This is a genomic window from Streptomyces sp. NPDC091209 (assembly GCF_044757755.1).
Classification (GTDB): Bacteria; Actinomycetota; Actinomycetes; order Streptomycetales; family Streptomycetaceae; genus Streptomyces.
In genome coordinates, this window is sequence record NZ_JBIVVR010000020.1 from 118,373 (window position 1) to 141,902 (window position 23,530).

Annotated in this window: 18 protein-coding genes and 1 tRNA gene; 3 read left to right on the plus strand and 16 right to left on the minus strand. The window is 67.1% G+C overall.

The features are described from left to right. Positions 1-56: 56 nt before the first annotated feature. From fusA to ACIQRL_RS38230, 14 genes are all read right to left on the minus strand, one after another. The gene (fusA, locus tag ACIQRL_RS38165; protein ID WP_401340395.1) at positions 57-2,186 is read right to left on the minus strand and encodes an elongation factor G; all 2,130 of its coding nucleotides are present in this window, start codon (positions 2,184-2,186) and stop codon (positions 57-59) included. Positions 2,187-2,225: 39 nt separating this feature from the next. Continuing rightward, the gene (rpsG, locus tag ACIQRL_RS38170) at positions 2,226-2,696 is read right to left on the minus strand and encodes a 30S ribosomal protein S7 (RefSeq protein ID WP_003974303.1); all 471 of its coding nucleotides are present in this window, start codon (positions 2,694-2,696) and stop codon (positions 2,226-2,228) included. A 3-nt stretch (positions 2,697-2,699) separates the two neighbouring features. Next, a complete protein-coding gene (rpsL, locus tag ACIQRL_RS38175) occupies positions 2,700-3,071 on the minus strand; it encodes a 30S ribosomal protein S12 (protein WP_003948652.1) in 372 nt (123 codons plus the stop codon). 735 nt (positions 3,072-3,806) lie between these two features. Next, entirely contained in the window at positions 3,807-7,706 is a 3,900-nt protein-coding gene (locus ACIQRL_RS38180) for a DNA-directed RNA polymerase subunit beta' (protein WP_401340397.1), read from the minus strand. A gap of 114 nt (positions 7,707-7,820) precedes the next feature. Next, positions 7,821-11,306 (minus strand): DNA-directed RNA polymerase subunit beta, encoded by a 3,486-nt coding sequence (gene rpoB / locus ACIQRL_RS38185; RefSeq protein WP_401340399.1) that lies wholly within the window; start codon positions 11,304-11,306, stop codon positions 7,821-7,823. A 638-nt stretch (positions 11,307-11,944) separates the two neighbouring features. Next, positions 11,945-12,325, minus strand: a complete 381-nt coding sequence (gene rplL, locus ACIQRL_RS38190; protein ID WP_401340401.1) for a 50S ribosomal protein L7/L12 — start codon at positions 12,323-12,325, stop codon at positions 11,945-11,947. A gap of 109 nt (positions 12,326-12,434) precedes the next feature. Then, on the minus strand, positions 12,435-12,965 hold the full coding sequence (gene rplJ / locus ACIQRL_RS38195) for a 50S ribosomal protein L10 (protein WP_261705305.1): 531 nt from the start codon (positions 12,963-12,965) through the stop codon (positions 12,435-12,437). Between the two features lie 307 nt (positions 12,966-13,272). Beyond that, positions 13,273-14,121, minus strand: coding sequence for a DUF1396 domain-containing protein (locus ACIQRL_RS38200; protein WP_401340447.1), 849 nt, complete (start codon positions 14,119-14,121; stop codon positions 13,273-13,275). Positions 14,122-14,291: 170 nt separating this feature from the next. Next, a complete protein-coding gene (locus ACIQRL_RS38205) occupies positions 14,292-15,239 on the minus strand; it encodes a hypothetical protein (protein ID WP_401340403.1) in 948 nt (315 codons plus the stop codon). 190 nt (positions 15,240-15,429) lie between these two features. Further along, positions 15,430-16,155 (minus strand): 50S ribosomal protein L1, encoded by a 726-nt coding sequence (rplA, locus tag ACIQRL_RS38210; protein ID WP_365870889.1) that lies wholly within the window; start codon positions 16,153-16,155, stop codon positions 15,430-15,432. A 94-nt stretch (positions 16,156-16,249) separates the two neighbouring features. After that, a complete protein-coding gene (rplK, locus tag ACIQRL_RS38215) occupies positions 16,250-16,684 on the minus strand; it encodes a 50S ribosomal protein L11 (RefSeq protein WP_261705301.1) in 435 nt (144 codons plus the stop codon). A gap of 193 nt (positions 16,685-16,877) precedes the next feature. Continuing rightward, positions 16,878-17,798: a transcription termination/antitermination protein NusG gene (nusG, locus tag ACIQRL_RS38220; RefSeq protein ID WP_401340405.1), complete on the minus strand. Its 921-nt coding sequence runs from the start codon at positions 17,796-17,798 to the stop codon at positions 16,878-16,880. 77 nt (positions 17,799-17,875) lie between these two features. After that, a complete protein-coding gene (secE, locus tag ACIQRL_RS38225) occupies positions 17,876-18,157 on the minus strand; it encodes a preprotein translocase subunit SecE (RefSeq protein ID WP_401340408.1) in 282 nt (93 codons plus the stop codon). 110 nt (positions 18,158-18,267) lie between these two features. Then, a tRNA-Trp gene (locus ACIQRL_RS38230) sits at positions 18,268-18,340 on the minus strand. A gap of 248 nt (positions 18,341-18,588) precedes the next feature. Between ACIQRL_RS38230 and ACIQRL_RS38235 the strand changes: the two genes are divergently transcribed. Both ACIQRL_RS38235 and ACIQRL_RS38240 read left to right on the plus strand, forming a co-directional pair. Beyond that, positions 18,589-19,815 (plus strand): pyridoxal phosphate-dependent aminotransferase, encoded by a 1,227-nt coding sequence (locus ACIQRL_RS38235; protein WP_401340411.1) that lies wholly within the window; start codon positions 18,589-18,591, stop codon positions 19,813-19,815. Between the two features lie 173 nt (positions 19,816-19,988). After that, positions 19,989-21,008 (plus strand): adenosine deaminase, encoded by a 1,020-nt coding sequence (locus ACIQRL_RS38240; RefSeq protein WP_401340414.1) that lies wholly within the window; start codon positions 19,989-19,991, stop codon positions 21,006-21,008. Between the two features lie 13 nt (positions 21,009-21,021). Here the strand turns inward: ACIQRL_RS38240 and ACIQRL_RS38245 are convergent, their stop codons facing one another. Further along, positions 21,022-21,681: a TetR/AcrR family transcriptional regulator gene (locus ACIQRL_RS38245; protein ID WP_401340416.1), complete on the minus strand. Its 660-nt coding sequence runs from the start codon at positions 21,679-21,681 to the stop codon at positions 21,022-21,024. A gap of 125 nt (positions 21,682-21,806) precedes the next feature. Here ACIQRL_RS38245 and ACIQRL_RS38250 point away from each other — a divergent pair, with 125 nt between their 5' ends. After that, on the plus strand, positions 21,807-22,439 hold the full coding sequence (locus ACIQRL_RS38250; protein ID WP_401340418.1) for an NAD(P)-dependent oxidoreductase: 633 nt from the start codon (positions 21,807-21,809) through the stop codon (positions 22,437-22,439). A gap of 25 nt (positions 22,440-22,464) precedes the next feature. Here the strand turns inward: ACIQRL_RS38250 and ACIQRL_RS38255 are convergent, their stop codons facing one another. Continuing rightward, complete coding sequence (locus ACIQRL_RS38255; protein ID WP_401340420.1) at positions 22,465-23,520, minus strand: UDP-N-acetylmuramate dehydrogenase; 1,056 nt, start codon at positions 23,518-23,520, stop codon at positions 22,465-22,467. Between the last annotated feature and the right edge of the window lie 10 nt (positions 23,521-23,530).

The window sequence follows — 23,530 nt, forward strand, 5'->3', positions numbered from 1 at the left end:
CTCCCGGGTAAGCCCCGGCGGTCGGTGTCAAGCCTAAAGCGTGTAAACGGGGTGTGTTACTCGCCCTTGGCCTTCGCGATGATCTCCTCGGCGACGTTCCTGGGAACCTCGGCGTAGGAGTCGAACTGCATCGAGTAGCTTGCGCGACCCGACGTCTTGCTGCGGAGGTCTCCGACGTAGCCGAACATCTCCGAGAGGGGCACGAGGCCCTTCACGACGCGAGCGCCGCTGCGCTCCTCCATGGCCTGGATCTGGCCACGGCGGGAGTTGAGGTCGCCGATGACATCACCCATCGACTCCTCGGGCGTGGTGACCTCGACGGCCATCATCGGCTCGAGGAGCACGGGAGAGGCCTTGCGCGCGGCCTCCTTGAAGGCCTGCGAACCGGCGATCTTGAACGCGAGCTCGGAGGAGTCGACCTCGTGGTAGCCACCGTCGAGAAGAATGACGCGGACGCCCGTCATCTCGTAGCCGGCCAGGATGCCGAACTGCATGGCCTCCTGCGCACCGGCGTCCACCGACGGGATGTACTCCCGCGGGATACGGCCACCGGTGACCTTGTTCACGAACTCGTACGCCGGGCCATCGGTCTCGGTGATGGGCTCGATCGCGATCTGCACCTTGGCGAACTGACCGGTACCACCGGTCTGCTTCTTGTGGGTGTAGTCGTGACGCTCGACGGCCTTGCGGATCGTCTCGCGGTACGCGACCTGCGGCTTGCCGACGTTGGCTTCGACCCTGAACTCGCGCTTCATACGGTCGACCAGCACCTCGAGGTGCAGCTCGCCCATACCGCCGAGGATGGTCTGGCCCGTCTCCTCGTCCGAGTGAACGTGGAAGGAGGGGTCCTCCTCCGCGAGACGCTGGATGGCTACACCCAGCTTCTCCTGGTCACCCTTGGACTTGGGCTCGATGGCGACCTGAATGACCGGCGCCGGGAAGTCCATGGACTCCAGGATGACCGGGTTCTTGTCGTCGCACAGCGTCTCACCGGTCGTGGTCTGCTTCAGACCCATCACGGCGACGATGTCGCCGGCGCCCACCGCCTCGATCTCCTCACGCTTGTTCGCGTGCATGCGGTAGATCTTGCCGATGCGCTCCTTCTTGCCCTTGACGGAGTTCAGCACCGCGGTGCCAGTCTCCAGGCGGCCCGAGTAGACCCGGACGAAGGTGAGCTTGCCCAGGTGCGGGTCGCTCATGATCTTGAACGCGAGGGCGGAGAGCGGCTCGTCCTCCGACGGCTTGCGCTTGACGACCAGCTCCGGGTCCTTCACGTCGTGGCCCTCGATGGCCTCGACGTCAAGCGGAGTCGGCAGGTAGCGCACGACCGCGTCGAGCAGGGGCTGAACGCCCTTGTTCTTGAACGCGGTGCCGCAGAACACCGGGGTGACCGTGACATCGGTGGACTTGCCGGACGCGATGGTGACGCGACGGATCGCGGCGTACAGCTGCTCCTCGGTGGGCTCCTGGCCCTCCAGGAACAGCTCCATGATCTCGTCGTCGTGCTCCGCGACGGTCTCGACCAGCTGACCGCGGTACAGCTCAGCGGCCTCGACGTGCGTGGCCGGGATGTCGACGACGTCGTACATCTCGCCCTTGGCCGCCTCGGCGGACCACACGAGCGCCTTCATGCGGACCAGGTCCACAACGCCCTTGAAGTCCATCTCGGCACCGATCGGGAGCTGCATGATGATCGGGACAGCGCCGAGGCGGTCCTTGATCATGTCCACGCAGCGGTGGAACTCGGCGCCGGTACGGTCCAGCTTGTTCACGAAGCAGATGCGCGGCACGCCGTAACGGTCGGCCTGACGCCACACCGTCTCGGACTGCGGCTCGACACCGGCGACACCGTCGAACACCGTGACGGCACCGTCGAGGACGCGGAGCGAACGCTCCACCTCGACCGTGAAGTCGACGTGTCCCGGGGTGTCGATGATGTTGATCGTGTAGTCGTTGTCCTCAAGCGGCCAGTGACAGGTGGTGGCAGCAGAGGTGATCGTGATGCCACGCTCCTGCTCCTGCTCCATCCAGTCCATCGTGGCGGCGCCGTCGTGGACTTCACCGATCTTGTAGCTGACGCCGGTGTAGAAGAGGATCCGCTCTGTGGTGGTCGTCTTGCCCGCGTCGATGTGAGCCATGATCCCGATGTTGCGGACCCTGGCCAGGTCAAGTGAAGTGGTAGCCATAAGGCTTCAGTCTTCTCTCGGTCTCGATGTGGGTAACGACTACCAGCGGTAGTGCGCGAAGGCCTTGTTGGACTCGGCCATCTTGTGGGTGTCCTCACGCTTCTTCACAGCGGCACCAAGGCCGTTGGAGGCGTCGAGAAGCTCGTTGAGCAGACGCTCGGTCATGGTCTTCTCGCGACGGGCGCGGGAGTAACCGACGAGCCAGCGCAGCGCGAGCGTGTTGGCACGACCGGGCTTGACCTCGATCGGAACCTGGTACGTCGCACCACCGACACGGCGGGACTTGACTTCGAGCGTGGGCTTGATGTTCTCCAGCGCGCGCTTCAGCGTGATGACCGGGTCGTTGCCCGTCTTCTCACGCAGACCCTCCATGGCGCCGTAGACGATGCGCTCGGCGGTGGAGCGCTTGCCGTTGAGCAGCACCTTGTTGATGAGGGAGGTCACCAGAGGGGAACCGTAGACCGGGTCGATGATGACCGGGCGCTTCGGGGCGGGGCCCTTACGAGGCATTTTCTACTTCTCCTTCTTGGCGCCGTAGCGGCTGCGGGCCTGCTTGCGGTTCTTGACACCCTGGGTGTCGAGCGAGCCACGGATGATCTTGTAGCGAACACCCGGCAGGTCCTTCACACGGCCGCCGCGCACGAGCACGATGGAGTGCTCCTGCAGGTTGTGTCCCTCACCCGGAATGTAAGCCGTGACCTCGATCCCGCTGGTCAGACGCACACGCGCGACCTTACGCAGGGCCGAGTTCGGCTTCTTCGGGGTGGTCGTGAACACACGCGTGCAGACGCCACGACGCTGGGGCGAACCCTCGAGTGCGGGCGTCTTGTTCTTCTCGACCTTGTCCTGCCGGCCCTTCCGGACCAGCTGCTGGATCGTAGGCACTACTTCTCCGGTTTCTGTGTGCCGAATGGTGAAGCTAACCTGGAACGCCACCGACCCACGCGGTCGGGTGTGTCGAATACTGCAGACTCTCGCCGTAAGGCGAAAAGGGCGCAGATTGCGGTGGCCGCTTACGACTCTCCTTGCGGTCTGAAGGCACGCACGAGAGCCAGGGCACACCCCAGGCACAAGGTAGGAGCTTACCTACCTCACGGACGTCGGTCAAAACAAATGCCGTGGTGCCCGACACGCCGGACTTCTCCCGGTCCATTCTCGGGGCTCTTCACGTCCGGCGCAGCTTGTCACCGGTTCAGCGGTGACACCCGATTCCGAGGGCGCCGCACACGCAGGGTGAGTACGTTGACCGGTTGCCGCCCGTCGGTCACTGTGCGTCGGCCGAGGGGCCGGCCGGACGGCGGAGCCGGACCGTTCACCCCTGCGGGCCGCCGACGGGCCGATCCGGCAGCGGACGTCTCCGGGCCCGCGGAACGGGCAGGGACCCTCGGCCACCGGGGCCACCCCCGGAGCGCCGCAGACACCGCCTCAGCGGCCGTGTCCGGGCCAGTCTCACACCCAGGCCCGTCGGGCCCAGTCACGCCGGGCCTGCTGGCCACACCACACAGGGGCCGGCCTCCGTACGCCGAGGATCGATCCCCGTACGCCGGGCCCCTCACGCCGAAGGGCGGTCACCCCCGTCGGGGATGACCGCCCTTCGCACTACTGCCTACTGCCTACCGCTTACTGGTTGTACGGACCGTAGTCGTAGTCCTCCAGCGGGACGGCCTGGCCGGAGCCGGTGCCGAACGGCGAGTAGTCGATGTCGTCGTAGCCGACGGCCGAGTACATCGCGGCCTTGGCTTCCTCGGTCGGCTCGACCCGGATGTTGCGGTAGCGGGACAGACCCGTACCGGCCGGGATGAGCTTACCGATGATGACGTTCTCCTTGAGGCCGATCAGGGAGTCGGACTTGGCGTTGATCGCCGCGTCCGTCAGAACCCTGGTCGTCTCCTGGAAGGACGCCGCCGACAGCCACGACTCGGTCGCCAGCGAGGCCTTGGTGATACCCATCAGCTGCGGACGGCCGGAGGCCGGGTGGCCGCCTTCCTGGACCACACGACGGTTCTCGGTCTCGAACTTCGAACGCTCGACCAGCTCGCCGGGCAGCAGCTCCGCGTCGCCCGACTCGATGATCGTCACACGGCGCAGCATCTGCCGGATGATGATCTCGATGTGCTTGTCGTGGATCGACACACCCTGCGAGTTGTAGACCTTCTGGACCTCGCCGACCAGGTGGACCTGGACGGCACGCTGACCCAGGATGCGCAGCACGTCGTGCGGGTTGGTGGCACCCACGGTGAGCTTCTGGCCCACCTCGACGTGCTCGCCCTCGGCCACCAGGACCCGGGCACGCTTGGAGATCGGGAACGCCGTCTCCTCGCTGCCGTCGTCCGGGGTGACCACGAGCTTCTTGGTCTTCTCGGTCTCCTCGATCCGCACGCGGCCGGAGGCCTCGGAGATCGGGGCGACACCCTTCGGCGTACGAGCCTCGAAGAGCTCGACGACACGGGGCAGACCCTGGGTGATGTCGTCACCGGCCACACCACCGGTGTGGAAGGTACGCATCGTCAGCTGGGTACCGGGCTCACCGATGGACTGGGCGGCGATGATGCCGACCGCCTCACCGATGTCGACCAGCTTGCCGGTGGCCAGCGAGCGGCCGTAGCACATGGCGCAGGTGCCGACGGCGGACTCACAGGTCAGGACCGAACGGGTCTTGACCTCCTCGATGCCGTGCTTGACGAGCTCGTCGATGAGGACGTCGCCGAGGTCGGTGTTGGCCGGGGCCAGCACCTTGCCGTCGACGGTGATGTCCTCGGCCAGCGCACGTGCGTACACGCTGGTCTCGACGTTCTCCGTCTTGCGCAGCACGCCGTCCTCGCCGCGCTGGGCGATGGCCAGACGCAGACCACGGTCGGTGCCGCAGTCCTCCTCGCGGATGATGACGTCCTGCGAGACGTCGACCAGACGACGGGTGAGGTAACCCGAGTCGGCGGTACGCAGGGCGGTGTCGGCCAGACCCTTACGGGCACCGTGGGTGGAGATGAAGTACTCCAGCACGGACAGACCTTCACGGAAGGACGCCTTGATGGGACGCGGGATCGTCTCGTTCTTGGCGTTGGACACCAGACCACGCATACCGGCGATCTGACGCATCTGCATCATGTTGCCTCGGGCGCCCGAGTTCACCATCATCGAGACCGGGTTGGTCTTCGGGAAGTTCGCGTTCATCGCCTCGGCGACCTCGTTGGTCGCCTTGGTCCAGATCGCGATGAGCTCCTGCGTGCGCTCTTCCTTGGTGATCAGACCACGCTCGTACTGCTTCTGGACCTTCTCGTCCAGGTCCTCGTAGCCCTTGACGATCGCGCGCTTCGCATCCGGAACGACGATGTCGGAGATGGCCACGGTGACGCCGGAGCGGGTCGCCCAGAAGAAGCCGGCCGCCTTCAGGTTGTCGAGCGTCGCCGCCACGATGACCTTGGGGTAGCGCTCGGCGAGGTCGTTGACGATCTCGGAGAGCTGCTTCTTGCCGACCTCGTAGTCGACGAACGGGTAGTCCTCGGGCAGCAGCTCGTTGAAGAGCGCGCGGCCCAGGGTCGTCCGCAGGCGGAAGGTGTCACCCTGCTGCCACTCCGGGTCGCCCTCCTCCTGCGCCGGCGGGGTCCAGCCGCGCGGCGGGATGGTGCCCACCGGGAAGCGGATGTCCACGCGCGACTGGAGCGAGAGCTCCTTGGCGTCGAACGCCATGATCGCCTCGGCCACGGAAGCGAAGGAGCGGTCCTCGCCCTTCACGTTCCGCAGGTCGCCGTCGGTGGTCAGGAAGAACAGACCGAGGACCATGTCCTGGGTCGGCATCGTGACCGGGCGGCCGTCGGCCGGCTTGAGGATGTTGTTCGAGGACAGCATCAGGATGCGGGCCTCGGCCTGCGCCTCCGCGGAGAGCGGCAGGTGCACGGCCATCTGGTCACCGTCGAAGTCCGCGTTGAACGCGGTGCAGACGAGCGGGTGGATCTGGATGGCCTTGCCCTCGACCAGCTGCGGCTCGAAGGCCTGGATGCCGAGGCGGTGCAGCGTGGGCGCACGGTTCAGCAGAACCGGGTGCTCGGCGATGACCTCTTCGAGGACGTCGTACACGACCGTGCGGCCGCGCTCGACCATCCGCTTGGCGCTCTTGATGTTCTGCGCGTGGTTCAGGTCGACCAGGCGCTTCATCACGAACGGCTTGAAGAGCTCCAGCGCCATGGCCTTGGGCAGACCACACTGGTGCAGCTTCAGCTGCGGACCGACGACGATCACGGAACGCGCGGAGTAGTCCACACGCTTGCCGAGCAGGTTCTGACGGAATCGACCCTGCTTGCCCTTGAGCATGTCGGACAGCGACTTCAGCGGACGGTTGCCGGGGCCCGTGACCGGGCGCCCACGACGGCCGTTGTCGAAGAGCGCGTCGACGGCCTCCTGAAGCATGCGCTTCTCGTTGTTCACGATGATCTCGGGGGCACCGAGGTCAAGGAGTCGCTTCAGGCGGTTGTTGCGGTTGATCACACGGCGGTACAGGTCGTTCAGGTCGGAGGTCGCGAAGCGGCCACCGTCCAGCTGCACCATCGGGCGAAGGTCCGGCGGGATGACCGGGACGCAGTCGAGCACCATGCCCTTGGGGCTGTTGCTGGTCTGCAGGAACGCGGAGACGACCTTGAGGCGCTTGAGCGCGCGGGTCTTCTTCTGGCCCTTGCCGGTGCGGATGATCTCGCGGAGGCGCTCGGCCTCCTCGTCCAGGTCGAAGGACTCCAGGCGCTTCTGCAGCGCCGCGGCACCCATCGAACCGTCGAAGTACGTGCCGAAGCGGTCACGCAGCTCGCGGTAGAGGAGCTCGTCGCCCTCCAGGTCCTGGACCTTGAGGTTCTTGAAGCGGGTCCACACCTCGTCGAGACGGTCGATCTCGCGCTGCGCACGGTCGCGCAGCTGCTTCATCTCACGCTCGGCACCCTCGCGCACCTTGCGGCGCACGTCGGCCTTGGCACCCTCGGCCTCGAGCTCGGCCAGGTCGGTCTCGAGCTTCTTGGCGCGGGCCTCGAGGTCGGCGTCGCGGCGGTTCTCGACCTGCTGGCGCTCGACGGAGACGTGGGCCTCCAGCGAGGGCAGGTCGCGGGTGCGGCGCTCCTCGTCGACGTACGTGATCATGTACGCGGCGAAGTAGATGACCTTCTCGAGGTCCTTCGGGGCGAGGTCGAGCAGGTAGCCCAGACGCGACGGAACGCCCTTGAAGTACCAGATGTGGGTGACGGGAGCGGCCAGCTCGATGTGGCCCATCCGCTCACGACGCACCTTGGCGCGAGTGACCTCGACGCCGCAGCGCTCACAGATGATGCCCTTGAAGCGGACGCGCTTGTACTTACCGCAGTAGCACTCCCAGTCCCGGGTCGGACCGAAGATCTTCTCGCAGAAGAGTCCGTCCTTTTCGGGCTTGAGGGTGCGGTAGTTGATGGTCTCTGGCTTCTTGACCTCGCCGTGGCTCCACTGACGGATGTCGTCAGCGGTGGCCAGACCGATCCGGAGCTCATCGAAGAAGTTGACGTCGAGCACTATGCGTCAATCCCTCTCAGGGTTGTAAGTCTTAGGGGTCTGAAACGGGGGTCCTGGGGCCGGCGGGCCTTGATCACCTTTTCCACAGGTGGCCAAGGCCCGGCCGGACTCCCGTCAGACCTCTTCGACGCTGCTCGGCTCGCGCCGGGACAGGTCGATGCCGAGCTCCTCCGCCGCGCGGAAGACGTCCTCGTCGGTGTCGCGCATCTCGATGGACATGCCGTCCGAGGACAGCACCTCCACGTTGAGGCACAGGGACTGCATCTCCTTGATGAGCACCTTGAAGGACTCGGGGATGCCGGGCTCGGGGATGTTCTCGCCCTTGACGATGGCCTCGTAGACCTTCACGCGGCCGGTCACGTCGTCGGACTTGATCGTCAGCAGCTCCTGGAGGGCGTAAGCGGCGCCGTACGCCTCCAGCGCCCACACCTCCATCTCACCGAAGCGCTGGCCACCGAACTGAGCCTTACCACCCAGCGGCTGCTGGGTGATCATCGAGTACGGACCGGTCGAGCGGGCGTGCAGCTTGTCGTCGACCAGGTGGTGGAGCTTGAGGATGTACATGTACCCGATCGAGACCGGGTCCGGGAACGGCTCACCGGAGCGGCCGTCGAACAGCCTCGCCTTGCCGGACGGGAGGACCAGACGGTCGCCGTCACGGTTGGGCAGGGTGTGCTCGAAGAGACCCGCGAGCTCGTCCTCACGCGCACCGTCGAAGACGGGGGTGGCGACGTTGGTGCCCGGAGCGACCTGGTCGGCCCCGATGGCCTGCAGGCGCTGGGCCCAGTCCTCCCCGAGGCCGGAGACGTCCCAGCCGCGGCTGGCGAGCCAGCCGAGGTGGATCTCCAGGACCTGTCCCGGGTTCATTCGGGACGGGACACCCAGCGGGTTGAGGATGATGTCGACCGGGGTGCCGTCCTCCAGGAACGGCATGTCCTCGATCGGCAGGATCTTCGAGATGACACCCTTGTTGCCGTGACGGCCGGCGAGCTTGTCACCGTCCGTGATCTTGCGCTTCTGCGCCACGTAGACACGAACCAGCTGGTTCACGCCCGGCGGCAGCTCGTCGCCCTCTTCACGGTCGAAGACGCGGACGCCGATGACCTTGCCGATCTCGCCGTGCGGCACCTTCAGCGAGGTGTCACGGACCTCACGGGCCTTCTCACCGAAGATCGCGCGCAGCAGGCGCTCCTCCGGCGTCAGCTCGGTCTCGCCCTTGGGCGTGACCTTGCCGACGAGGATGTCGCCGGCGACGACCTCGGCACCGATACGGATGATGCCGCGCTCGTCGAGGTCGGCGAGGACCTCCTCGGAGACGTTCGGGATGTCCCGGGTGATCTCCTCCGGGCCGAGCTTGGTGTCACGGGCGTCGACCTCGTGCTCCTCGATGTGGATCGAGGAGAGGACGTCGTCCTGCACGAGGCGCTGCGACAGGATGATCGCGTCCTCGTAGTTGTGACCCTCCCACGGCATGAACGCCACGAGCAGGTTCTTGCCGAGCGCCATCTCGCCGTCCTCGGTCGCGGGACCGTCGGCCAGGACCTGGCCTTCGATCACGCGGGCGCCCTCGTCCACGACAACCTTCTGGTTGACGGAGGTGCCCTGGTTCGACCGGGAGAACTTGTGCAGGCGGTACGTGGTGTACGTGCCGTCGTCGTTGGCGGTGGTGATGTAGTCCGCGGAGACCTCCTGGACCACACCGTCCTTCTCCGACTTCAGGACGTCACCGGCGTCGACCGCGCAGCGGTACTCCATGCCGGTGCCGACCAGCGGCGCCTCGGACTTGATGAGCGGAACGGCCTGACGCATCATGTTCGCGCCCATGAGGGCACGGTTGGCGTCGTCGTGCTCCAGGAACGGGATCATCGCGGTCGCGACCGACACCATCTGGCGCGGGGAGACGTCCATGTAGTCGACGTCGTCACCGGGGACGTAGTCGACCTCTCCGCCACGACGGCGGACCAGGACGCGGGACTCCTCGAAGCGGAACTCCTCCGTCAGCGGCGCGTTGGCCTGCGCGATGACGAATCGGTCCTCTTCGTCGGCCGTCAGGTAGTCGACCTCGTCGGTGACGAAGCCGCCCGTGACCCTGCGGTACGGGGTCTCGACGAAACCGAACGCGTTGACCCGGCCGTAGGAGGCGAGCGAGCCGATCAGGCCGATGTTCGGGCCTTCGGGGGTCTCGATCGGGCACATGCGGCCGTAGTGCGACGGGTGCACGTCACGGACCTCGAAGCCGGCCCGCTCACGGGAGAGACCACCCGGGCCAAGAGCCGACAGACGGCGCTTGTGGGTGAGACCCGACAGCGGGTTGTTCTGGTCCATGAACTGCGACAGCTGGCTGGTGCCGAAGAACTCCTTGATGGAGGCGACGACCGGCCGGATGTTGATCAGGGTCTGCGGCGTGATCGCCTCGACGTCCTGAGTCGTCATGCGCTCGCGGACGACGCGCTCCATACGAGCCAGACCCGTGCGGACCTGGTTCTGGATGAGCTCGCCGACGTTGCGCAGACGACGGTTGCCGAAGTGGTCGATGTCGTCGGTCTCGACGACGATCGAGGTGCCGTTGTCACCAACGGTCTCGGTCTCACCGGCGTGCAGCTTCACCAGGTACTTGATCGACGAGATGATGTCCTCGACGGTCAGGATCCCGGCGTCGAGCGGGGCGTCGCCGCCCAGCTTCTTGTTGACCTTGTACCGGCCGACCTTGGCGAGGTCGTAGCGCTTCGGGTTGAAGTAGAGGTTCTCCAGAAGCGTCTGCGCGGCCTCACGGGTCGGCGGCTCGCCCGGACGCAGCTTGCGGTAGATGTCCAGCAGCGCGTCGTCCTGGCCCTGGGTGTGGTCCTTCTCCAGGGTGGCGCGCATGGACTCGTACTCGCCGAACTCCTCGAGGATCTGCTCGGTGGTCCAGCCGAGAGCCTTCAGGAGAACGGTGACGGACTGCTTGCGCTTGCGGTCGATGCGGACACCGACCATGTCGCGCTTGTCGATCTCCATCTCCAGCCAGGCACCCCGGGACGGGATGACCTTGGCCGAGAAGATGTCCTTGTCGGACGTCTTGTCGATGGAGGAGTCGAAGTAGACACCCGGCGAGCGGACCAGCTGCGACACGACGACACGCTCGGTGCCGTTGATGACGAAGGTGCCCTTGTTGGTCATGAGCGGGAAGTCGCCCATGAAGACCGTCTGGGACTTGATCTCGCCGGTCTCGTTGTTGGTGAACTCGGCGGTGACGAAGAGCGGGGCCGCGTACGTGAAGTCGCGGTCCTTGCACTCGTCGATGGAGTTCTTCGGGGGCTCGAAGCGGTGGTCGCGGAACGTCAGGGACATCGACCCGCTGAAGTCCTCGATCGGGGAGATCTCCTCGAAGATCTCCTCCAGACCGGACTTGGTGGGGACGTCCTGTCCGCTGTCCAGAGCCGCCTCGACACGAGCCTTCCACGCGTCGTTGCCGAGCAGCCAGTCGAAGCTCTCGGTTTGCAGCGCAAGAAGGTTCGGAACCTCGAGGGGCTCCTTGATCTTTGCAAAGGAGATGCGCAGCGGGGCGGTGCTGGCGCCGTTGTTCGTATTCGCGGTCGAGGCAGTGCGCGAGGCGGCCAAGAGGGGGTCCTTCCGAGGGCTCGGACTCACTACGCGCGTACCGGTCCCATGTCGGACAAAGCGTCGGGCCGTTCCCGATCCGGCCGGATAAGGCCAGGTCAGGGATAGTCCAACCGTCGTTGCTCACACACGGGTATGCCCCTGGTGACGGGCAGGAGGCAGCTAACAGGCAGCGCAAAGGGTCAGTGTAGCCACTAGGCCCACTGATGTCCAGTCCCGGTTTCGGGAGACCTTCATTGTTGTCAACACCTGCGGCAAGCCACGCCCTCAATGCACATCGATACTGCCCTCTTCGTCAGCGATCCATGCCTCGGATACGGATCGTTGTGACGACGCGTCCTGAGAATTGCGCGCTGCGTGCCGTTCGTCAAGGCCCCCCAAGCCCCGAGCAAGTGCCGCGATCGTCACGTGCGGCTCGTCTTGCAACCCGCCCCTCTGCCTGTCACAGGGTGGCCGGGGGCACAACGAAGATCACCATACTCGTCGCGACCTGCAGCGCAAGGCTGCCGCTTCGGGGACCCCCTGGAACGCCGAAGAGCGACCACCCAGTTGGGTGATCGCTCTTCGGTGCGTCAGCGTTACAGCGCTTCTCGAGCGGCTGTCACAGCTTCACAGGAGTCCTCGGGGGACTCGTCGAGTTACTTGACCTCGACGGAGGCGCCAGCGGCCTTGAGGGACTCGGCAGCCTTCTCGGCGGCCTCCTTGGCGACCTTCTCGAGAACCGGCTTCGGAGCGCCGTCGACGAGGTCCTTGGCCTCCTTCAGACCCAGCGAGGTGAGCTCACGCACGACCTTGATGACCTGGATCTTCTTCTCGCCGGCACCCGTGAGGATGACGTCGAACTCGTCCTGCTCCTCGACGGCCTCAGCGGCGGCGGCGGGGCCGACCGGGGCAGCGGCAACCGCGGCGGCGGCGGTGACGTCGAACTTCTCCTCGAAGGCCTTCACGAACTCGGAGAGCTCGATGAGGGTGAGGTTCTCGAACTGCTCGAGCAGCTCTTCCTGGGACAGCTTCGCCATGATGGCGTCCTTCCACTAATTCGGCAGGTGCCGGATGTACTGGTGAGGCGGGCGTACGTTCGGCCCGCTACGACCGTCGCCTCAGGCGGCGGTCAATGCGCGAGCCGAATTACTCGGCACCGCCCTGCTCGGCCTGCTTGACACGAAGCGCCTCCGCGGTGCGGACGAACTTCGAGGGGAGCGCCTGGAAGAGGCGAGCAGTCTGCGTCTGCTTGCCCTTGAAGGCACCCGCCAGCTTGGCGAGCAGAACCTCGCGGGACTCGAGGTCCGCAAGCTTCTTGATCTCGTCGGCGGACAGCGCCTTGCCGTCAAGGACACCGCCCTTGATGACGAGGTTCGGGTTGTCCTTGGCGAAGTCACGAAGACCCTTCGCAGACGTCACCGGGTCACCGGTGATGAAGGCGACCGCCGTCGGACCGTTGAACAGGTCGTCGAGCGAAGAGATCCCGGCCTCGTTGGCCGCAATCTTGGTCAGCGTGTTCTTCACCACGGCGTACTGGGCGTCTTCACCGAGCGAACGACGCAGCGTCTTGAGCTGCGCCACGGTGAGACCCCGGTACTCGGTCAGCACGGCGGCGTTCGAGCTGCGGAACTGGTCCGCGAGCTCGGCTACCGCGGCAGCCTTGTCGGGCCTTGCCATAGAGCGTCGGCCTCCTTCCGGGTGATGAGGACCGCTCAGAAGGACTGACAAAACGAAACGCCCCGGCGCAGGCGCACGGGGCGTAGCTCTACCGGATTCCTCCGCACGCTGGGCGTGCGAACTCCGGGAACACATCCACGAATCACCTACGCGGGTCGTCCGCAGTTTCAGCGGATCCTTCGGTCACCACGCCCTCTTGCGAGCACGAGGCAACGACCAGCGGTCTTTGGCTTCTCGAGGAGAGTACGTGAAGGGGACGTCGCCAAGCAAATCCGCCCGGAGGGGTCAGCCCAGCCGCCCGGAGGGGTCAGCCCTGCCGGGCGCCCTTCATCATCTCGGCGAGGTCGACGGTGTCCTTGGCGGGCGGGGCCGTCACCGTCACCGGCTTGTCGAAGTCGAGGAAGGTGACGGTCATGTCGAGCGGTCCCTTGTCGGCGGTCCCGCGCATACGGAACTGCTTGGTGTGATCGGTGCCGTCGACCCACATGTCCATCGTGAGCGCGTCGACGCCCATCTTCGTGTACTGGTCGAGGCTCTTCTGCCGCGCCTCGCGGGTGGTCTTGTCCTCGCTCCTGAGGGACTTGCGGAACTCGTCGAGGGTGACCTTCCCCTTGTAGTGCGTGGTCCGCACTCCGTCGACGGTCTCGGTCCCGACCTTCTTCACGTCCTTCGCGCCGGTGAGGAAGGTCGACTCGGTGGCCGGGTTCTTGTCGGCCGCTCCACCGCCCAGCCGGCCGGCGTTCAGCTCCTTGTCGGCGCCCAGCGCGGACATGTCGAACTTGATCCAGTGCTTGCCGTCCATGTCCTTGGCGGCCTGGGCGCCCCCGCCGATGTACATCGCCTTGCCCACCAGCCGGATCTCGACGGGGCCGTCGGCGGCCTGGTCCTCGACGGTCATCTTCATGCTCATGGCCAGCGGCTTCATGCTCATCGCCGCCTCCGCGCTGACCTTGCCCTGCTCAGGGACCTGGCCGGTCATCCGGTAGCGCAGAGAGGTGATGCCTTCGGTCTTCTTCGCCGCCTTCGCCACGGCCGCGGCGGGGGTGAGCGCGGGCGACTCCTCCGCGGCGCCCTTGGCGCAGCCCACCGCGCCCCCGCCGAGCACCAGCGCCGCGAGTGCCGCGCCGGCCGCCCGGTGCCGTACCGAGCCGTTCACAGGAAGCCTCAAGATTCCCCCCAGGGAACAGATGAGTGATTCACAGCTTCGACGCGAGCGTATCCAGAAGGGCTCAAGCGATCACCCGATTTTCCCCGGGGTCGAGAGAGGGAACGGCGGGGCGAGAGCGGGGGCGAGGACGGGTGTGAGGACGGGGGCAGGGGCCGGCGTCAGGAGCCGGAGCTCGTGCCGGATCCTGTCGACGTACCGCCGCTGCCGGGTGTCCCACCCTGCCGCTTCAGGAGGTCCTTGAAGTCCGCGGTGTCACCGGCCGGGGGCGCCGCGGCGGAGACCTTCACTCCGTAGTCGCTGTAGTACGTCGTGGAGGACATCGTGCCGCTCGACATCGCGGCCTTGGAGACCGCCTTGACGACCAGGTCCTTGCCGTCGACCCAGATGTCGACGGCCTCCGTCGTGATGCCGGCCTGGGTGAACTGCTTCTTCATGTCGGCGAGTTGAGCCGCGGTGAGACGGGAGCTCCTGGCCGCGAAGTCCGCGACGTTCACCGTGCCCGCGTAGTGCGTGGTCTTCTCGCCGCGGACCGTCTCGTCGCCGACCTTCTTGACGTCGCCCGACGCCAGCAGGACCTTCACCGTCTGGTTCGGTGAATTGTTCTGCGCCTGGTCCTTCAGGAGCGCGCCGGAACCGCCGCCGAACTTCGCCAGGTCGTCGTACCCGTACCTGATCCAGTGCCTGCCGCCCGTCTGCTGGGCGAACAGGTCGCCCATCTTCGCGTAATAGGCGTCGGACAGATAGCGGGCCTCCATGGAGGCGCTGCCCATCTTGCGCATCGTCTCGGCCATCGTGCCGCCGGTGTACGTGATGGTCATGTCGCCGGTGAGGCCGTTGCCCCAGCCCATGACGCCGTCCGACTTCATGGACATCACCGAGCCCATGGTGATCGTGGACTCGACCTTGGCGGAGTCCGCGCCGTCGGTGGACTTCTCCGCGGAGCGCAGGGCCGCGATGGGACTGACCAGTGTGGTGCCCTTGTGCCCGGCCTTGTCGTCCTTGCCCGAACTCCCTGCGGAATTCGAGGAGTTGCAGGCCGTCACCCCCGCCAGAGCGGCCGCCAGCGTGATCGAGAGAGTCGCGCGGCGCACCATGGTGCTGTTCATTCGTCCCACCCCTATGCGAATTGTGTGGACGGCACGCTAGCGCGGCCCACTGACACACGTATCCGAATTCCTTCCGGGGCGATCACCCCGGAAAGGCCTCCGGACATGAGGACGGGCCCCGCACCTCGAAAGGTTGCGGGGCCCGTTCAGAAACGCGTGCGCGACGCGGTCACCGGGGTGAGCGGGAGGCTCAGACGGCGGCCGGGTCCTCCTCGACGAGGAGGTTGCGGGTGCGGTTCGAGTCGACGGGAACGCCGGGGCCGATCGTGGTGCTGATCGCGGCCTTCTTGATGTAGCGACCCTTGGCGGCCGACGGCTTCAGACGAAGGATCTCGTCGAGGGCCGCACCGTAGTTCTCCACCAGCTTGGTGTCGTCGAAGGACACCTTGCCGATGATGAAGTGCAGGTTCGAGTGCTTGTCGACGCGGAACTCGATCTTGCCACCCTTGATCTCGGTGACAGCCTTGGCGACGTCCGGGGTCACGGTGCCGGTCTTGGGGTTCGGCATGAGACCACGGGGACCGAGCACGCGGCCGAGGCGGCCGACCTTGCCCATGAGGTCCGGGGTGGCGACGACGGCGTCGAAGTCCAGACGGCCCTTCGCCACCTCGTCGATGAGCTCGTCGGAGCCGACGATGTCGGCGCCCGCGGCGGTCGCGGCCTCGGCACGGTCACCGGTCGCGAAGACCAGGACCCGGGCGGTCTTACCGGTGCCGTGCGGGAGGTTCACGGTGCCACGGACCATCTGGTCGGCCTTGCGCGGGTCGACACCCAGGCGGAAGGCGACCTCGACGGTGCCGTCGAACTTGCTCGTGGAGGTCTCCTTGGCGAGACGGACGGCCTCGAGCGGGGCGTAGAGCTTCTCCCGGTCGACCTTGGCGTCCGCAGCGCGGAGAGACTTGCTGCGCTTGCTCACTACTGCTCCTGATGTGTTCTGAGGAGTCGTGGTACGGGCCGAGCAGGCCCTGCCACGTGCGGCCGGAGCCGCATGGTTCCTACGAAGGTGGGTGTCAGCCCTCGACCGTGATGCCCATGGAACGGGCGGTGCCGGCGATGATCTTCGCGGCGGCGTCCAGGTCGTTGGCGTTGAGGTCGGGCATCTTGGTCGTGGCGATCTCGCGGACCTGCGCCTGGGTGATCTTGGCGACCTTGGTCTTGTGCGGCTCGCCGGAGCCCTTCTCGACACCCGCGGCCTTGAGGATCATCTTCGCGGCCGGCGGAGTCTTGGTCACGAAGGTGAAGGAGCGGTCTTCGTAGACCGTGATCTCCACCGGGATGACCCAGCCACGCTGCGACTCGGTCGCCGCGTTGTAGGCCTTGCAGAACTCCATGATGTTGACGCCGTGCTGACCGAGCGCGGGGCCGACCGGCGGGGCCGGGTTCGCCGCACCGGCGTTGATCTGGAGCTTGATAAGCCCCGTGACCTTCTTCTTCTTGGGAGGCATTCCGGGTCCTCTTTCGTTTTCGCCTTCCTACGTCCGAGTCGCCCCGGACGGCTGCCTTCAACCGAGGTGATGATCCGGATGGAGGCATACCGCACAACGATAACGGGTATCTGTGCGCGGCTAAAAACCGAGCAGGTCAGACAGGCTGTGACAGCCCGTCTGACCTGTTCGGAAGACGTACGTCCAGAAGGTGCTAGTTCTTCTGGATCTGGTCGAAGGAAAGCTCGACCGGGGTCTCGCGGCCGAAGATCTCGACGAGGCCCTTGACCTTCTTCGAGTCGGCGTTGATCTCGTTGATCGTGGCCTGCAGCGTGGCGAAGGGGCCGTCGGTGACGGTGACCGAGTCGCCGACCTCGAAGTCCAGCACCTGGACCTCGACCTTACGCTGCGGAGCGGGCCTGCCCTCGGCCTCGGCGGCCTCGCGGGCGGCCTTCTCCTCGGCCTCCGGGGCGAGCATCTTGACGATCTCGTCCAGGGTCAGCGGGTACGGGTCGTAGGCGTTGCCCACGAAGCCGGTGACGCCGGGCGTGTTGCGGACGACACCCCAGGACTCGTTCGTCAGGTCCATGCGGACCAGGACGTAGCCCGGGAGCTTGTTCTGCTTGATCGTCTTGCGCTCGCCGTTCTTGATCTGCGCGACCTCTTCCTGCGGCACCTCGGCCTGGAAGATGAAGTCCTCGACGTTCAGCGAAACGGCACGCTGCTCGAGGTTGGTCTTCACGCGGTTCTCGTAACCGGCGTACGTGTGGATGACGTACCACTCGCCGGGGAGCAGACGCAGTTCCTCGCGCAGGGCGGTCACGGGGTCGACGGGCTCGGCCTCTACTTCGGCCTCGGCCTCATCGGCGTCGTCGGCCTCATCGGCGTCGTCGGCCTCATCGGCGTCGTCGGCCTCATCGGCGTCGTCGGCGAGCGCCTCGGCGGGCACGTCCTCGTCCTCGACGTCCTCACCGGACTCGTCCTCGACGTGCAGGGCCGCGTCCTCGGCGGGCTCGCCGGCGGCGGCATCGGCAGCCTCGAACTCGTCCACGACGTCCGCTCCCTCGACGATCTCGAGCTCGTCGTCAACGGACTCGACCGACTCGGTGGCGTCGTTCAGGTTCGGGTCAGACACGGTGGCTGCTTCTTCCTGGATACATGGGGGTGGAACACGCGAAAGGGGCGCCGGTGACGGCGCCCTTCGCTGTCGGCTCAGCCGAAGACGTACTTGGCGGCGTGGTTGAGCCCAAAGTCGATCAGGGTCACCAAGCCCATCATGATGACGACGAACACAATCACCACTGTGGTGTATGTCGTCAGCTGATGGCGAGTCGGCCAGACGACCTTGCGGAGCTCCGCGATGATCTGGCGGTAGAAAGTGGCAAGGCGCTTCAGCGGGCCCTTCTTGGCACGCTTACCGCCCTTGCGGGCCTTCTTTTTGGACTCCGGCGCCTCGGCATCAGGCATGTCGATGGAGCCCACGGCGTCCGTCACTCGTCCTCACCTGATTCCCGGGTCGTGACCGTGCCGCGCCCGGTATGAGCCGCACGGCGGTGCATTGCAGTACGTACACGCGCACACATCCTGGCGAAAGGTGTGTGTAGCAGGGCCGGAGGGACTTGAACCCCCAACCGCTGGTTTTGGAGACCAGTGCTCTACCAATTGAGCTACGACCCTTTGATTTCCCCCAACGTACCGCATCCGACCGGGTGCTCGGTGTGCACCGGTTGAGTACGGCCGGTGAAGGCCAACGAGGTGAGAGTGTACGTGGTCCGGAGCCGGTCGTCGAACAGAAAGTGTCCGTACGGGCTTCCTCCGCTGAAGATCGACTGGTGGGGCGCGCGGATCCGGACGGATGTTCTGCCGTTGTTCAGTCTGTGAAACCCGCGTGCCGGGGGCGTTTCCGGTCTGAAACGATGGGTCCCATGAGCCCTGCAACCCCTCCCACCGAGCGCCGGGTCTCCGCCCGAGTCGGCGCGATCTCCGAGTCCGCCACCCTCGCCGTGGACGCCAAGGCCAAGGCACTCAAGGCCGCCGGACGTCCGGTGATCGGTTTCGGCGCCGGTGAGCCCGACTTCCCGACCCCGGACTACATCGTCCAGGCCGCCATCGAGGCCTGCTCGAACCCCAAGTACCACCGCTACACGCCGGCCGGCGGGCTCCCCGAGCTGAAGGCCGCGATCGCCGCGAAGACCCTGCGCGACTCCGGCTACGAGGTGGAGGCCGCCCAGGTCCTCGTCACCAACGGCGGCAAGCAGGCCATCTACGAGGCCTTCGCCGCGATCCTGGACCCGGGCGACGAGGTCATCGTCCCGGCGCCTTACTGGACGACCTACCCGGAGTCCATCCGTCTCGCCGGCGGTGTCCCGGTGGACGTCGTCGCGGACGAGACCACCGGCTACCGCGTCTCGGTCGAGCAGCTGGAGGCGGCCCGCACCGAGAACACCAAGGTGCTGCTCTTCGTCTCCCCGTCCAACCCGACGGGCGCGGTCTACACCCGCGAGCAGATCGAGGAGATCGGCCGCTGGGCCGCCGAGAAGGGCCTGTGGGTCCTGACCGACGAGATCTACGAGCACCTGGTCTACGGGGACGCGGAATTCCACTCGCTGCCCGTGGTGGTGCCCGAACTGCGCGACAAGTGCATCGTCGTCAACGGCGTCGCCAAGACGTACGCGATGACCGGCTGGCGCGTGGGCTGGGTCATCGGCCCGAAGGACGTGATCAAGGCCGCGACCAACCTCCAGTCGCACGCCACCTCGAACGTCTCGAACGTGGCCCAGGTCGCGGCGCTCGCCGCCGTCTCCGGCGACCTCACGGCCGTCGCGAAGATGCGCGAGGCCTTCGACCGCCGCCGCAAGACCATCGTGCGCATGCTGAACGAGATCGACGGCGTGGTCTGCCCCGAGCCCGAGGGCGCCTTCTACGCGTACCCCTCGGTGAAGGGACTCCTCGGCAAGGAGATCCGCGGCAAGCGCCCCGCCGACACGGTCGAGCTGGCCGCGCTGATCCTGGAGGAGTCCGAGGTCGCGGTCGTCCCGGGCGAGGCCTTCGGCACGCCGGGCTACCTGCGCCTGTCGTACGCCCTCGGTGACGAGGACCTGGTCGAGGGCGTCAGCCGGATCCAGCAGTTGCTGTCCGAGGCGAAGGACTGACCTCCTTCGTCCTTTCGTGCCCTTCGGGGCACCGGTGACGTCATCGCGCTCCACGCGCGCGTGCCGGGGCCGGTCACTCTCAGGAGTGGCCGGCCCCCGTTCGTTCGTTCGAGCAGGCCTCCGATCAGCGAAAGCGCTACCGGCACGACACACACGTACGGCAGGATCTTCGGATGGAGCGCGTACGTGATGTGAGTGAACTGCCGAAGGCCCATCTGCACCTGCACTTCACCGGTTCGATGCGGCACACCACGCTGCTGGAACTGGCCGACAAATACGGCGTACGGCTGCCGGACGCGCTGACCAGCGGCGAACCGCCGAAACTGCGGGCGACCGACGAGCGCGGCTGGTTCCGCTTCCAGCGCCTGTACGACGCCGCGCGGTCCTGCCTGAGAGAGCCCGAGGACATCCAGCGCTTGGTGCGCGAGGCCGCCGAGGAGGACCTGAAGGACGGCTCCGGGTGGCTGGAGATCCAGGTCGACCCGACGTCGTACGCCCCGCGCCTAGGCGGTCTGATCGCGGCCCTGGAGGTCATCCTCGACGCGGTCGACTCGGCCGTACGGGAGACCGGACTCGGCATGCGCGTCCTGGTGGCGGCCAACCGGATGAAGCACCCCTTGGACGCCCGCACGCTGGCCCGGCTCGCCGTGCGGTACGCGGACCGGGGGATCGTCGGTTTCGGGCTCTCCAACGACGAGCGGCGGGGCATGGCGCGGGACTTCGACCGGGCCTTCGCCATCGCCCGTGAGGGCGGCCTGCTGTCCGCGCCGCACGGCGGCGAACTGACCGGGCCCGCCTCGGTCCGCGACTGCCTGGACGACCTGCACGCTTCACGGATCGGCCACGGGGTACGGGCCGCCGAGGACCCGCGGCTGCTGAAGCGCCTCGCGGACCGCGGGGTGACCTGTGAGGTCTGTCCCGCCTCGAACGTCGCCCTGGGCGTCTACGAGAAGCACGCCGATGTCCCCCTGCGAACTCTGTTCGAAGCCGGTGTGCCGATGGCCCTCGGCGCCGACGACCCGCTGCTCTTCGGATCACGGCTCGCCGCCCAGTACGAGATCGCCCGCCGGTACCACGCCTTCACGGACCAGGAACTGGCCGAGCTGGCGCGCCAGTCCATCCGCGCCTCGGCGGCACCGGAGGACGTCCGCGCGAAGCTGCTGGCCGGTGTCGACGACTGGCTGACCGCCTAGGACCTGTCGGGTCTCAGGCCTCCGCGGACCCCGCGGGCCCCGCCGTGTTCCTGGGCTCGATCCCGGCGAGAAGGGTCCGGGCGAGCGCCGGGGCGAAGGTGTCGAGGGGCGGGGGCGCGCCCTCCTGGGTGGCGTCGTAGGCGAACGCCCGCTGTGCGCAGGCGCCGAGGAGGAGGGACGCGGCCGCGTAGGTGTCGGTGTCCGGCTGGACGCGCCCCGCCCGCTGCTCCGCCCGCAGATACGCGGCGACGCCCCGGATGGGCACGTGCGGGCCCGCGCCCATGGCCCGCATGGCGTCGTCGTGGCGGCGCTTGAGCTGTGTCTCCGCGTACAAGGAGGCGGCGATCGGGAAACTCTGTTCATAGAAGAGGGCCGCCTGGCGGGCGATCTCGGTGAGGTTCTCCTCCAGGGAATGCTCCCCCGGCTCGGCCGTCAGCCGCTCCAGGAGGGGGCCCAGCCGCGGCAGCCGCTCCTGAAGGACCCTGATGAACAGCTCTTCCTTGCTCGCGAAGTACTTGTAGAGCGCGGCCTCGGAGCAGCCGGCCGCCCTGGCGATCTCCTTGGTGGTGGCGCGCGAGATGCCGAGGGTGAGCATGAGCTCGTGCGCCGCGTCGAGGATGCGGATCCTGGCCGGCTTCGACGGCAGGGGCTCCGTGGCGGATTTCTGCTGCATGCGGCCCAAGGATTCCATGACACGTCCTCACGGGGTTGACGGGTGGGTGAGTACTTACTCACTCTAGAAGAAGCACGGGTGAGTGAACACTCACCCACCCATCTCCACCTCATGCGGAGCAGGTCATGAAACTCACCGTTTTCGGTGCCACCGGAGGCATCGGCCAGGAGATCGTCCGCCAGGCCTTGGGCGCGGGCCACCAGGTCACGGCCGTCGTACGGGATCCCGCGCGGCTGACCGTCACGGGCGCGGGTCTGGAGGTGTTCCGCGCGGATCTCACCGACCCGGGATCGCTGCGCCCCGCCGTCGCGGGCCGGGACGCGGTCCTGTCCGGTCTCGGCGCGCGCAGCCGCAAGGACGCCGGGGTCGCGGCCCGGCTCACCCCTACGGTGCTGGGCGCCATGGAGGCGGAGCAGGTGCGGCGCCTGATCGTCGTCAGCGCGAGTCCGGTCGGCCCCGGCGCCGCGAACGACACACGCGTCGACCGCGCGATGCGGAGTCTGATCTCCAGCATCCTGAAGGACGTCTACGCCGACCTGCGGGAGATGGAGGGCGAACTGGCGGCCAGTTCGACGGACTGGACCGCCGTCCGTCCGCCCCGGCTCCAGAACAAGCCGCTGACCGGCTCGTACCGCACGGTGGTGGGCGGCTTCCCGCCCAAGGGCCGTTTCATCGCGCGCGCGGACGTGGCCCACGCGATGCTGGCGATGATCGACGACCCGGGGACCGTGAAGCAGGGCGTGGGCGTCGCCTACTAGGGCGTGCCTTCAGCGACTTCTGGCCCTAGAGGCCTGCGTTCACCGTCACCGGCTCGTTGACGAGGGTGATCCCGAAGGCGTCGTGGACACCGGCGACGACCTCCCGGGCCAGCGCGAGGAGGTCCTCGGTGGTGGCCCCGCCCCGGTTCGTCAGGGCCAGCGTGTGCTTGGTGGAGATGCGGGCGGGCCCGGTTCCGTAACCCTTGGTGAAGCCCGACTTGTCGATCAGCCAGGCCGCGGAGGTCTTGGTGTGGCCCTCACCGGCCGCGTACGCCGGCGGTACGGCGTCCGCGCCGAGCCGCGCCTTCACGCGCGCGTGGAACGCGGCGAACGCCTCGTCCGTGAGGATCGGGTTGGTGAAGAACGACCCGGCGGACCAGGTGTCGTGGTCCTCGGGGTCGAGCACCATGCCTTTACCGGCACGCAGCTTCAGGACGGTCTCGCGGGCGGCACCGAGGGGCACACGGTCCCCGGGCTCCACGCCGAGCGCACGAGCCGTCTCGGCGTACTTGACCGGCGCCGACAGCCCCCGCGCGTCCTCCAGCTCGAAGCGCACGCGCAGCACCACATGGCGCTCGGGGTCGGCCTTGAAGCGGCTGTGGCGGTACGAGAAGGCGCACGCGGCGTCGGTCAGGGTGACCGTCTCGCGCGTCTTACGGTCGTAGGCGATCACTTCGGTGATCGTCGACGACACTTCCTGGCCGTACGCGCCCACGTTCTGGATCGGCGTCGCACCGGCCGAGCCGGGGATACCGGCGAGGCACTCGATCCCGGCGAGCCCGGCCTCGACGGTGCGGGCGACCGCGTCGGTCCACACCTCACCGGCGGCCAGCTCCAGCCTCGTACCGTCGAGCGAGAAGCCCTTCGTGGCGATGCGCAGGGCCGTCCCGGCGAAGCCCTTGTCACCGATGACCAGGTTCGATCCGCCGCCGATGAGCAGCAGCGGCGTGCCGGCGTCGTCGGCCTCGCGCACGGCGGCGATCACCTCGGCGTCGGTCGTGGCGGTGATCAGCCGGGCGGCCGGGCCGCCGAGCCGGAAGGTGGTCAGCGGGGCGAGCGGGGCATCGTGGAGTTCCTGCACGGGCCCAAGA

What these genes read in the sequence shown, in the direction of transcription:
- ACIQRL_RS38235 (WP_401340411.1), top strand. Translation starts at nt 18,589, where the DNA reads ATGAGCCCTGCAACCCCTCCCACCGAGCGCCGGGTCTCCGCCCGAGTC.
- rplL (WP_401340401.1), bottom strand. Translation starts at nt 12,325, where the DNA reads ATGGCGAAGCTGTCCCAGGAAGAGCTGCTCGAGCAGTTCGAGAACCTC.
- ACIQRL_RS38245 (WP_401340416.1), bottom strand. Translation starts at nt 21,681, where the DNA reads ATGCAGCAGAAATCCGCCACGGAGCCCCTGCCGTCGAAGCCGGCCAGG.
- rplJ (WP_261705305.1), bottom strand. Translation starts at nt 12,965, where the DNA reads ATGGCAAGGCCCGACAAGGCTGCCGCGGTAGCCGAGCTCGCGGACCAG.
- ACIQRL_RS38205 (WP_401340403.1), bottom strand. Translation starts at nt 15,239, where the DNA reads ATGAACAGCACCATGGTGCGCCGCGCGACTCTCTCGATCACGCTGGCG.
- rplK (WP_261705301.1), bottom strand. Translation starts at nt 16,684, where the DNA reads ATGCCTCCCAAGAAGAAGAAGGTCACGGGGCTTATCAAGCTCCAGATC.
- rpsG (WP_003974303.1), bottom strand. Translation starts at nt 2,696, where the DNA reads ATGCCTCGTAAGGGCCCCGCCCCGAAGCGCCCGGTCATCATCGACCCG.
- ACIQRL_RS38240 (WP_401340414.1), top strand. Translation starts at nt 19,989, where the DNA reads ATGGAGCGCGTACGTGATGTGAGTGAACTGCCGAAGGCCCATCTGCAC.
- fusA (WP_401340395.1), bottom strand. Translation starts at nt 2,186, where the DNA reads ATGGCTACCACTTCACTTGACCTGGCCAGGGTCCGCAACATCGGGATC.
- ACIQRL_RS38250 (WP_401340418.1), top strand. Translation starts at nt 21,807, where the DNA reads ATGAAACTCACCGTTTTCGGTGCCACCGGAGGCATCGGCCAGGAGATC.